General features: G+C 73.2%; 9 protein-coding genes. 4 read left to right on the forward strand and 5 right to left on the reverse strand.

All coding sequences use genetic code 11. The features are described 5' to 3' along the window. Positions 1–95: 95 nt before the first annotated feature. The gene (locus IPH07_19145; protein MBK6919518.1) at positions 96–2,780 is read right to left on the reverse strand and encodes a serine/threonine protein kinase; all 2,685 of its coding nucleotides are present in this window, start codon (positions 2,778–2,780) and stop codon (positions 96–98) included. A gap of 83 nt (positions 2,781–2,863) precedes the next feature. Here IPH07_19145 and IPH07_19150 point away from each other — a divergent pair, with 83 nt between their 5' ends. Further along, positions 2,864–3,493, forward strand: a complete 630-nt coding sequence (locus tag IPH07_19150) for an RNA polymerase sigma factor (protein MBK6919519.1) — start codon at positions 2,864–2,866, stop codon at positions 3,491–3,493. A 55-nt stretch (positions 3,494–3,548) separates the two neighbouring features. Here IPH07_19150 and IPH07_19155 read toward each other — a convergent pair whose 3' ends face one another. Continuing rightward, the gene (locus tag IPH07_19155; protein ID MBK6919520.1) at positions 3,549–4,184 is read right to left on the reverse strand and encodes a hypothetical protein; all 636 of its coding nucleotides are present in this window, start codon (positions 4,182–4,184) and stop codon (positions 3,549–3,551) included. A 162-nt stretch (positions 4,185–4,346) separates the two neighbouring features. On the opposite strand from IPH07_19155, the gene IPH07_19160 reads away from it, so the two are divergent. After that, positions 4,347–5,618 carry a HAMP domain-containing histidine kinase gene (locus IPH07_19160; protein ID MBK6919521.1) on the forward strand — a complete coding sequence of 424 codons (1,272 nt, stop codon included), beginning with the start codon at positions 4,347–4,349 and terminating at the stop codon, positions 5,616–5,618. Beyond that, the gene (locus IPH07_19165; protein ID MBK6919522.1) at positions 5,593–6,900 is read left to right on the forward strand and encodes a sigma-54-dependent Fis family transcriptional regulator; all 1,308 of its coding nucleotides are present in this window, start codon (positions 5,593–5,595) and stop codon (positions 6,898–6,900) included. Before IPH07_19160 ends, IPH07_19165 begins: the two co-directional genes overlap by 26 nt. A 22-nt stretch (positions 6,901–6,922) precedes the next feature. Here IPH07_19165 and IPH07_19170 read toward each other — a convergent pair whose 3' ends face one another. Further along, entirely contained in the window at positions 6,923–8,275 is a 1,353-nt protein-coding gene (locus IPH07_19170; protein ID MBK6919523.1) for an AarF/ABC1/UbiB kinase family protein, read from the reverse strand. A 33-nt stretch (positions 8,276–8,308) separates the two neighbouring features. On the opposite strand from IPH07_19170, the gene IPH07_19175 reads away from it, so the two are divergent. After that, positions 8,309–8,851: a TetR family transcriptional regulator gene (locus IPH07_19175; protein ID MBK6919524.1), complete on the forward strand. Its 543-nt coding sequence runs from the start codon at positions 8,309–8,311 to the stop codon at positions 8,849–8,851. A gap of 102 nt (positions 8,852–8,953) precedes the next feature. Here the strand turns inward: IPH07_19175 and IPH07_19180 are convergent, their stop codons facing one another. Both IPH07_19180 and IPH07_19185 read right to left on the reverse strand, forming a co-directional pair. After that, the gene (locus tag IPH07_19180) at positions 8,954–9,790 is read right to left on the reverse strand and encodes a hypothetical protein (protein MBK6919525.1); all 837 of its coding nucleotides are present in this window, start codon (positions 9,788–9,790) and stop codon (positions 8,954–8,956) included. Positions 9,791–9,848: 58 nt separating this feature from the next. Beyond that, on the reverse strand, positions 9,849–10,607 hold the full coding sequence (locus IPH07_19185) for a methyltransferase domain-containing protein (GenBank protein ID MBK6919526.1): 759 nt from the start codon (positions 10,605–10,607) through the stop codon (positions 9,849–9,851). Between the last annotated feature and the right edge of the window lies 1 nt (position 10,608).

The following is a 10,608-nucleotide window of genomic DNA, read 5'->3' on the forward strand; positions in this document are numbered from 1 at the left end:
TCCGCGACCGATCGCCACGCGCGATGACGAGCGCCCGCGAGCCGCTGCTCGGCCGAGCGTTGGCCAGTGGGCCACCGATGCGCTCCGCGTGGGGCTCACCCCGATGGCGCGGCCGCATTCTCTACGCGCTGCCCCCCCGCAGCCGCAGCCTCGGCGTCGCGCAGCTGCGCGCGTGAGCGCTCGACCATCGGATGCTGCGCGCCGAGGGCGGCCTCGCGGATCGCCAGTGCGCGGCGCGAGAGCTCGACCGCACGCATGTGATCCCCGCGTGCGCTCGCGATCGCGGCGAGATAACCGAGTGGGATCGCGAGGCTCGGGTGCGCGTCGCCGCGATGCAGCTCGAACAGCTCGAGCGCGCGTTGGGCCTGGCGCGCGGCGATCTCGAGGTCACCGCGCTCGAGCGCGAGCCCGGCGAGGTCGAGCAGCGCCGGGGCCACGCGCACGTGATCGGGGCCGAGACGCTGCTGCAGGATCGCGAGCGCTCGATCGAAGTCGGCCTGCGCCGCCTCGCGCTGGCCTTGCTGCGCGGCGATCGTGCCGCGGTTGAGCAGCAGCTCCGCGACCGCGGGGTGCTCCTCGCCGTAGGCGGCGAGGTCGATCGCGCGCGCCTCGGCATAGCACTGCCGCGCGCGCTCGAGCTCGCCGAGCGCGAGCCACGAGCCGCCGAGGTTGGTCCACGACTCCGCGACCAGCGGATGGTGGGGGCCGAGCAGGCCCTCGCGGATCACTCGCGCGCGCTCGTTCTCGTCGACCGCGTCGCGCCACGCCCCCTGACCGTGCAACGCGGCCGCGATCACGTGGATCGCAGCCGCGGCCTCGAGGCTGCGCTCGCCGTGCAGATCGATCACCACCGCGAGCGCACGACGACCATCCTCGAGCGCGCGGGCGAAATCACCGCGGGCATAGGCGGCGCGACTGTCGAGCTGCCACAGCCGCGCCTGCAAGGGCGGCGCGTTGCCGGCCGCACCAACGGCGATGCGTGCCGCGCGGATGACCGCCACGGCACCGCGGGCATCGCCCTGCTGCAGCGTGACGGCAGCCTCGGCCACCGACGCGTGGGCGATGGTCGCAGGGTCGCCAGCGGTGATCGCCTGCTCGAGCAACGATGCCGCGCGGGCCTCGTCGGCCAGCGCGAGCGCGGTCTCGCCGGCCTCGAGCTGCGCGAGCGCGAGCAGGCTCGGATAGCCCAGCGCTGCGGCAGCGTGGATGGCCTCGGCGAGCGCAGCATCGGATTGTTGCGGTCGACCGCCGCGACGCAGCGCCGCGCCCTGCTCGATCGCCGACAGCTGCGCCTGCACGGCGGCGCGCGCCCGCGGGTCCTCCGGCAGCGCGATCGCCCCGGCCGGCGCATCGGCGGCGCGACACGGCGCCAGCGCGGGCAGCGACGAGCTGACCGCGAGCGCCGACTCCACCAGCTCGGGCTCCACACGCTCGAGCACGCCGAGCGTCGCGTCGAGGCGCGCGAGACGATCGTCGAGGCAGGCCATGCCGTGATCGAGCGCCGTCTCCGAGGCCTCGTCGCGCACGCGCGTGCGCTCGCAGACCTCGCGATAGCCGTCCTGCCAGGCCTGGGCGTACTGCTCGAGCTGGCGATCGAGCTCGCGCGCGACGTCGGCCGCGAACGGCAGCCCAGTGTCGACGAAGGCGCGCCCCAGGGCCGCGCGCCGATCGGCGTGCCACACGGTCGCGATGCGATCGCCGCCACCGCTGCAGGCCTGCTGCTCACTGCGCCACCACAGCGCCGTGCCGCCCACGAGGCCCGCCACCGCGAACACCGGCAGCAGCCGCGAGCGCGCCGGCGTGATCGCCGTCGCCAAGCGATCGAGCAGCGCGTCCATCGAGGCGAAGCGCCGCGCCGGATCGGCCGCGAGGCCGCGTCGACAGATCGCCCGCAGCGCGGCGGGGAACTGCGCGCCCTCGGCCACCGGCGCGAAGCGTGCGGCCTCGATCGCGGCGCACAGCTGGGGCACGTCGTCGCCGGCGAACGGTCGTCGCCCCGCGAGGCCCTCCCACAGCGCGACGCAGAAGCCGAACTGATCGGCGAGCGCGGTCGCGCCCTGGCCCCGCAGCTGCTCGGGTGCCATGTACGGCGGCGTGCCGAGCACGCCGTGGGTCGTGAGGTCGTCGGCGCGCAGCTGCGGGAGCTCGCCCGACTCGTCGCGGTCGTCGGCGTCGCCGCGTGCGATCGCGAGGCCGAAGTCGGTGACGCACACGCGACCATCGCGGGCGACCAGCACGTTGTCGGGCTTGAAGTCGCGGTGCACGAGGCCCGCCGCGTGCGCGGCCGCGAGCCCGCGCCCCGCGGCGAGATAGGCCCGCGCGATCGCCCGCGCATCGCCGCGCAGCCGCTGCTCGTGCTGTCGCAGCGTGACCGCGTCGAGCAGCTCCATCGCGATGTGCACTGCGCCGGCCTCCTCGCCGACCTCGTAGATCGTCACGACGTTGGGATGGGACAGCCGCGCCGCCGCCCGTGCCTCGCGCAGGAGTCGACGCTGTCCACGGGCGCCGCGCTCGACCCCGGCGGCGCGCACGACCTTGAGCGCGACGGCCCGCTGCAGCTGCGGATCGAACGCCGCGTACACCACGCCCATGCCGCCACGACCGACCTCGCGACGCAGCTCGAAGCGGCCGATGCGTGCGGTGGGCGGATCGGGCGGCGCCTCGCCGAACAGCTTGGCGTACGCGCGCGCGCGGACCTGCTGGACCTCGAGGCCCTCGCGATCGACGTCGACCGCTGCGAGGTCGAGATCGTCGTCGTCGCTGTCGATCGACTCGGGCAAGGCCTTCGGGTCGCATGGTAGCAAGCCCGGGCGCGCACGAGGTCCGCATCGGATCTCCGGAGGCTGCTACCTTCTAGCCGCGCATGCCCGACGACGCCGACCTGGACCTGCTCGATCGCTGGCGCGCCGGCGACGTCGGCGCGGGCAAGCAGCTGTTCGAGCGCCACTTCGAGGCGCTGTTCCGCTTCTTCTGCAACAAGCTCGGCGCCGACGTGGACGACCTCGTGCAAGAGACCCTGCTCGAGTGCGTGCGCAGCCGCGACAGCTTCCGCGCCGAGAGCAGCTTCCGCACCTTCCTGTTCGCGATCGCCCGGCACCGCCTGCTCAAGCAGCGCGAGCGCTTCGCCAGGCGCGGTCCGATGGCCGAGATCGTCGAGGAGCCGATCGCCGCCGGGGCGGGGCCCAACACGCTGCTGTGCGAACGCGCCGAGCAGCGCGCCTTGCTGCGGGCGCTGCGACGCATCCCGCTCGATCTGCAGGTGCTCCTCGAGCTCTACTACTGGGAAGACCTCACGTCGGCGGAGCTCGCCGACATCCTCGAGATCCCCCACGGCACCGTGCGCAGTCGCCTGCGCCGCGGCAAGCAGGAGCTCCGCGAAGCGCTCGCGCGCATGGAGGACGCCGGCGAGCTCGTCGAGACCACCGCCGACGACTTCGATCGCTGGGTGCGATCGATGCGAGCCCGCCGGGCCGGTGAGGCCACGCCACGCTGAGTTCCCCGCGGCGGCGCATTCGCGAAGCTTGCATGCGCCGCGCTCGACCCCCGCGCTACGTCGGCGCCGCGAGCCGGCCGCTCGCCGTCGACGCGGGCCTCCCGGCGCGCAGGCGTGCAAACGAGAGTGCATGGGTGGCAAGCACGAGCGGCACCACCCACAGCGGGATCACCGGCCACGGCATCACCAGCAGGCCCGCCATCGTCTGCGGGTGATCCGAGCCGAGCAGGATCGACTGGGCGATCACGAGGACCACGAGGATGTCGGCCAGCCCGAACGCGTTCCACACCAGCCGCACCCGCATCCAGGTCGCGCTCGGCCGCGCGCCACCCATCGCCGCGATGACGGCAGTGATGCCGACCGCGATGTCGCCCCAGCCGGCGACCTCGGCGAACAGCGGATCGAGGCGTCCATCGGCGCCGAGCGCGAGGAAGCCGGCGCCGATCGGAGCGCGGATCGCATGGAAGAGGATCAGCACGCGCACGTCGATGCTCTGTGCCACGGTCGCGAGCGCGCCGCGGCGGCGACCCAGCAGCACCAGGGCGATCGTCGAGCTTGCGATCGCGAGCGGGACCAGCGGCCGCCGTTCGATCGTGAGCACACCGCTGGCGCCGAGCACGAGCGCGAGCGCGAGCCAGAGGACGAGGCCGAGGAGCACGCGCATGCGCGCGGCGATGACTGATGCGTTCATGTCGGCGAACGCCAGTGCATCGGCCATGCCGCAGCCGCGCCGCTTCGATTGCGGGTGGACGCGTGGGTTCGACGGCTGTCGGAATTCCGACAGGCTGTCGCGGCTTCGACAGACTTGGGATGCGGTTCCCAAGCGCAGCGCTTGGCTGCATGCTCGCCCTCGGTGGAAGCCCACGATCGCCTGCGCGTCGAGCAGCTGCGCGCCGCCTCGACGGCGTTCCTGCGCCTGCGGCCGGCCGTGGTCGCTTGCGGCGTGGCGGCCAACGCCGCGTTGCTCGCGGCCACCGATGCACCGCGCTGGCAGCTCCTGCTGGTCGCGACGACCTTCGCGATCGGTCTGTCCGCGTTCACGATCGAGGCACTGGTGCTGCGTCGACGCCTGGTGAGCGAGCGCTGGCTGACGATCTCGCTGCTCGCGACCCTCGCGACGCTCGCGTTCGCGGCCGCGTGCACCGGTGGCATGGCCAGCCCACTGTTACCCGTGCTCGCGGCGCCGGTGGTCGTGGCACTGGCCGCGTTCGGCCGCAGCCGGCGCGCGCGGCTCGTGCTCGGCGCCGCAGTGATGATCGCGGCGGTGCTGCTGCTGATGCCGCCGGTGGGACCGGTGCCCGCGGCGGCCGGTCGCATCGCGGCGGTCTCGTGGCTGGTCGCGTTGGCGCTGTTCTGGCTCGCGATCGTCGGACTCGGCGATGCCCACGTGCGCACCGCGGCCGCGCTCGACGCGATGCGGCGCGGCGCGATCGTCGAGGCGGCCGCGCGCGCGAGAGAGGCCGAGGCGCTCGGGGCCAAGGTCGCCCACGAGATCCGCAATCCGCTGACCTCGATCAAGGCGCTGGTGCAGCTCGCCGCCGCGGCGCCAGCGAGCGCACGCGAGGGTGAGCGCATGCGCGTGGCCCTGTCGGAGATCGATCGCGTCGAGCACACGCTGTCCGAGTACCTCTCGCTCGCGCGCCCCCTGACCGACGTCGCGCCCGAGCCTGTCGACCTCGTCGCGCTGCTGCGCGAGCTGGCGCTCGTGCTCGAGGCCCGTGCGGCCGAGTCCGGCGTCACGATCGCGCTCGAGATCGCCGCCACGCGGGTGTTCGCGGACCCTCGGCGGCTACGCGAGGCGCTCACCAACCTCTGCAGCAACGCGATCGAGGCGATGCCGCGCGGCGGTGTGTTGACGCTCGCGAGCGCGAGCGATGCGACGTCGGTGCACCTGCGTGTGCACGATCAGGGCGTGGGCATGACCCACGAGGCGGCCGCGACGGCCGGCGAGCCGTTCCGCAGCGGGCGGGAGGGCGGCACCGGCCTCGGACTCGCGCTCGCCCGCAGCGTCGCGCGGATGCACGGCGGCGACCTGAGCATCGCATCCACGCCCGGGCGCGGGACCACCATCACCGTGTCGCTACCCACCGGGGGAGACCATGGCAAAGATCCTGCTCGTCGATGACGAGCCCGCAGTGACCTACGCGCTCGGCGAGGTGCTCGAGCACCACACCACCGCCCGCGCGGGATCGGCCGAGGAGGCACTCGCGCTGCTCGAGGGCGTCGACGTGGTCGTCACCGACCTCTCGATGCCGGGCATGGATGGGCTCGCGCTGCTGCGACGGATCCGCGACGAGCGCCCCGGGGTGCCGGTGATCCTGCTGACTGCCCGCGGCTCCGAGCGCACCGCCGTGGCGGCGATGAAGGCCGGCGCCCACGACTACCTGGCCAAGCCGTTCGACGTCGACGAGCTGCGGCACGTGGTCGATCGCGCAGCCGAGCTCGCGCTGCTGCGCCGGCGCGATCGCATCGCCGCCGCCGAGCGTGCGATCGGTCATCGCATCGTCGGCCACTCACCGGCGCTGCGCCGGCTGCTGGCGCTCGTCGAGCGGGTCGCGCCCCGCGACGTGCACGTGCTCGTCACCGGCGAGACGGGCACCGGCAAGGAGGCGATCGCGGCGCTGCTGCACGTCCACGGCGCGCGCGCGAGCGGTCCACTGGTGCGATTCAACTGCGCGGCCGTGCCGGAGTCGCTCGCGGAGTCCGAGCTGTTCGGCCACGTGCGCGGCGCCTTCACGGGGGCGATCGCGGAGCGCCGCGGCTACTTCGAGCAGGCCGACGGCGGCACGCTCGTGCTCGACGAGATCGCCGAGCTGCCGCCGGGACTGCAGGCGAAGCTGCTGCGTGTGGCGCAGGACGGCGAGATCCGTCGCGTGGGCGCCGATGCACCGCGCCGCGTCGACGTGCGGCTGGTCGCGTGCACCCACCGTGATCTCCGCGCCTGGGTCGCGGCCGGCCGCTTTCGCGAGGATCTGTTCTATCGCCTCGCGGTGGTCGAGCTGGTGGTGCCGCCCTTGCGCGCACGGCGGGAGGACATCCCGGCGCTGGCGCAGGCCTTCGCGCTGCGCCACGCCGCGCGCTTCGGGCTCGACGACGTCGAGCTCACGCCGGAGCTCATCGAGGAGCTCACGGCGCAGCGATGGCCCGGCAACATCCGCGAGCTCGACAACACCATCGCACGGCTGGTCGCGCTGTCGGGCGGCGGACGCATCGGCCCCGAGGCCCACGCGCGCCGCAGCGTCGCCGCGACCGACGGCGGCAGCTTCCGCCAGCAGGTGGCGGCCTTCGAACACCGCCTGCTGGCCGAGGCCCTGCAGGCGAGCGACGGCAACCAGAGCGAAGCGGCCCGCCGGCTCGGCATGTCGAGGGTGACCTTCATCGATCGCATGAAGAAGCACGGGCTCTGACGGCCCGACGCGGGCGCAGGCGTCACGCCACCAGCGCGCGCGCCCAGCTGCGCTCGAGTGCGCTCCAGTCGAGCACCGCGCCCAGCTGTGCGAGCACGGCGTAGAGCCCGAAGCGCAGGCGGAACAGGAACAGCGTGCGACCCGGCAGCTGCAGCCGGCCGACCGCCAGCTTGTCGCGCATGATCGTGCGGGCCTCGAAGCCTTCGTCCGCCGCGATCGCGCGCGCGCCCTCGTGCAGCAGCGGGCCGAAGAAGCCGCGCAGCAGCTGACGCAGATGCTCTCGGCCGGCGTCGTCGCCGGGCGGCACGCCGCCCAGGCCCGCGATCGCGGCGGACATCGCCGCAGGGTCGTCGCGTCGGGTCGCCTCGCCCAGGCGCGCGAAACCCTGCAGCAGCGGGCGGTCGAACTGCCGCACGCAGCCGAAGTCGTAGAGCGCGACGCGGCCGTCGTCGAGGATCGCGAAGTTGCCCGGGTGCGGATCGGCGTGGAACAGGCCCTCGCGGTAGAGGGTCCGCACCCAGAAGCGAAACAGCGCGCCGCCGATGCGATCGCGCTCGGCCTGCGCGGGCGCTGTCGCGAGGAACTCGGCCAGCGAGCGGCCACCGACGAACCGGGCCACCAACACGCCGGGCCCGCACCACGCGGGCTCGATCGCCGGGATCACGACATCGGGATCGTCGGCGAAGATCTCGCCGAACCGCTGCTGCCGCGACGCCTCGAGCTCGAAGTCACACTCCTCGAGGAAAGCCGTGCGCGCCTCTTCGATGATGTCGCGGATCGCCGGCGTGCCCGCGATCGCGGCGAAGACCTTGCCCAGCGAGGCCGAGCGGAAGTCAGCCCGCAGCGCCGCCTCGATGCCGCGGTGGCGCACCTTCACGATGACCTGCGTACCATCGGGCAGGCACGCGCGATGGACCTGACCGATGCTCGCGACCGCCAGCGGCGCGGGCTCGAGCGTGTCGATCAGCGCCTGCGCGCGCTCGCCGAGTGCCTCGCGCAGGACTTCGTGCACCTCTTCGAGCGGCGCGCTGGGTGCCGCGGTCTGCAGCGTCGACATCATCTGCCGCAGCTCGGGTGGCATGCCGGCGTCGAGGTAGCCGAGCATCTGGCCCACCTTCATCGCGACGCCCTTCAAGCCCCCGAGCTCGTGGACCACGCCTTCGAGCTGGCTGAGGTCGAGCTCGTCCCCGCGACGGCTGCGCACCAGCGCCGCGCCTACGCCGAGCGCACTGCGCCCGGTCCGCCACAGGCGTCGTAGCGCGGAGGTCGGGATCGCGTCGTGATCGGCGAGCAGACGCTCGCGCAGGGTGGGGTCGGCCATCGGCGCCTCGATTCTGATAGAATCTATCATATGAGAGATGCTCTCGATAGTCAAGTCGACGGACGCACCCGCCGACGCCTGGTCGCGATGCGCCGGGTCCAGGCGGTCGCGCTCGAGCTCTTCGAGCGCGACGGCTGGGACGCGGTGTCGATCGAGGCCATCGCCGCCGCCGCCGAGGTGGGGCCGGCCACGATCTATCGCAACTTCGGCAGCAAGGAGCGCGTGGTGCTGTGGGACGAGTACGACCCGATGTTGTTGGCCGTGCTGACGCAGGAGCTCGAGACCCACGGGGTCATCGATGCGATGCAGCGCGCGCTGCAGCGGGCACTGGCCGAGGTGTATGCGAGCGATCGCGATCGCATCCTGCGCCGCGCTCGACTCATGCGCGCGACCCCGGCGCTGCTGCAGGTCACCGCCGGCGACCTCCGCGTGCTGCGTGCGGCCCTCGCGGAGCTGCTGCGCCGCACCAAGCACGCCCGCGACGACCTCGAGGCCGCGGTCTTCGCCGGCGCGCTCGCGACCGCGCTCGAGGCCGCCATCGATCACTGGCTCGATGGTGACGGCGAGGTTCCGCTGACCCGCTGTCTCAACCGCGCGTTCACCCGGCTGCGACGACTCGGCGACGCGTGAGGCGGACGTCGACACCGACGCCGCCGACCCCCTCGCCTGCGGGGCTGCGCTCGACGGCCTCGTTCGAGGACGACCGAGGGCGCCGACCCAATCGCACCCGGCTCAGCAGCCGAGGTCCGAGACCGCCGGCAGCGCGCCGACGTAGCCGGTGCCCGCGAACGTGGTGCCCCCGAGGTCGAACATCAACGGCACGGTGAGATCACCCGTGACGGTCCCGCACCAGCTGTCGTCGCTCACGAGCTGACCGTCGAGCACGACGTTCTGCGCGGTCGCATCGCTGCCGGTCACGGGGTTGGTCAGGCCGTCGATGTCGAGCTGCCCGACGTCGATCGAGAAGCTGCCGTCGGCGGCCACCGCGACGTCGTCGAACACGAGCGGGGCGCCCAGCGGCAGGCGGGGCGTGGTCGTGCTGCCGACGTCGAGCGTGAGCGGCTGCATCGAGATGTCGAGCAGCGCGCCGCCGCCGTTGGCGGTCTGCACCACCGTGACGTCGTACTGCAGCGGCAGATCGGGCGCCAGCGTGGTGGAGATGACCAGCAGATGCGAGCCACTGATGTCGGGCAGCACGGCCTCGCCGCTGCTCGACGAGCCCATGCCACCCGAGCTCGAGCCGGTGTCGCTGCTGCCGCTGTCGGATCCGCTGCCACCGCTGCTGCCGCCACCGGTGCTGCCGCCACCGCTCGAGTCCGCCACCGTGGTGCCCGACTCGGTGTCGCCCGGCCCGGTGGTGGCGTCCGTGGTGGTCGGCGCGGCCGTGCTCGCGCTGGTGGTGGTCATCGTGTCGGTACCGTCGAGCGTGCCCGTCGATGCGGTCGTCGCCGAGGTGGCGTCACCACTCGATCCGGTCTCGCCACTGGCGGACACGCCGTCGTCGCTGCACGCGATGGCCAATAGACACGAACACGACGACCACCCGATCCCACGCATGAACCTACGCATGTGCACACTCCAATGCGCACGAGGATGCCACGGCTGCGCCGCCGGGGGCAACCGCGAATCAGCTGCGACGGAACACGAGCACGTGCTGCCACGGCAGACCCGGCACGTCCTGCACCAACCGGAATCCGCGGGGCTCGAGCTCTCGCAGGACCTGATCGCGCGTCATCTTGTGCTCGGGCTTGATCGGCACGGCGTCGTCCTCGCCGCGGAACTCGACCAGCACGAGCCGTCCCTCCGGCGACAGTGAGGCCCGCAGCGACGCGAGCATGGCCGATGGATCGGCCAGCTCGTGGTAGACATCGACCAGCAGCACGAGATCGCAGCCACCGGCAGGGAGCCCGGCATCGGTCTGACTCGCGCTGACGGTCTCGATGTTGCGTAGGCCCGCTGCATCGGCCCGCTCGCGCAGCAACGCCAGCATCTCGGGCTGCAGATCGCTGGCGACGACGCGCCCGTCGGGGCCCACCGCCGCGGCCATCCGCAGGCTGTGGTAACCGTTGCCGGCCCCGACGTCGCACGCGACCTGGCCGGGGCGCAGCGCCAGCGCGCGGTGCAGCGCGTCGGGATCCTCTTCGACCTCGCGCTCGGGTCGCGTGAGCCACTCGGCGCCGTGATGGCTCATGGTCGCTGCGATCGGGCGGCCCTCGAAGCTCGGCGGTGGGGCCGACGGTCCCACCGGCACCGGCTCGGCGGCCTCGGCGTCTGCATCGACGTTCACGGGTGACGCGGCCTCGTCGGTCTGTTCGACGCGACGGCAGGACCCGCACGCGAGCGCGGCCCCGCACAGCAGCGCCGCCGGATCGAGCTTGCCGAGCATC

This window comes from Deltaproteobacteria bacterium, from assembly GCA_016709225.1.
GTDB lineage: Bacteria > Myxococcota_A > Polyangia > Nannocystales > Nannocystaceae > Xiheibacterium > Xiheibacterium phototrophicum.

Coding starts and splice junctions, on each gene's coding strand:
- IPH07_19165 (MBK6919522.1), top strand. CDS start 5,593: ATGGCAAAGATCCTGCTCGTCGATGACGAGCCCGCAGTGACCTACGCG.
- IPH07_19175 (MBK6919524.1), top strand. CDS start 8,309: ATGCGCCGGGTCCAGGCGGTCGCGCTCGAGCTCTTCGAGCGCGACGGC.
- IPH07_19155 (MBK6919520.1), bottom strand. CDS start 4,184: ATGAACGCATCAGTCATCGCCGCGCGCATGCGCGTGCTCCTCGGCCTC.
- IPH07_19185 (MBK6919526.1), bottom strand. CDS start 10,607: ATGCTCGGCAAGCTCGATCCGGCGGCGCTGCTGTGCGGGGCCGCGCTC.
- IPH07_19180 (MBK6919525.1), bottom strand. CDS start 9,790: ATGCGTAGGTTCATGCGTGGGATCGGGTGGTCGTCGTGTTCGTGTCTA.
- IPH07_19150 (MBK6919519.1), top strand. CDS start 2,864: ATGCCCGACGACGCCGACCTGGACCTGCTCGATCGCTGGCGCGCCGGC.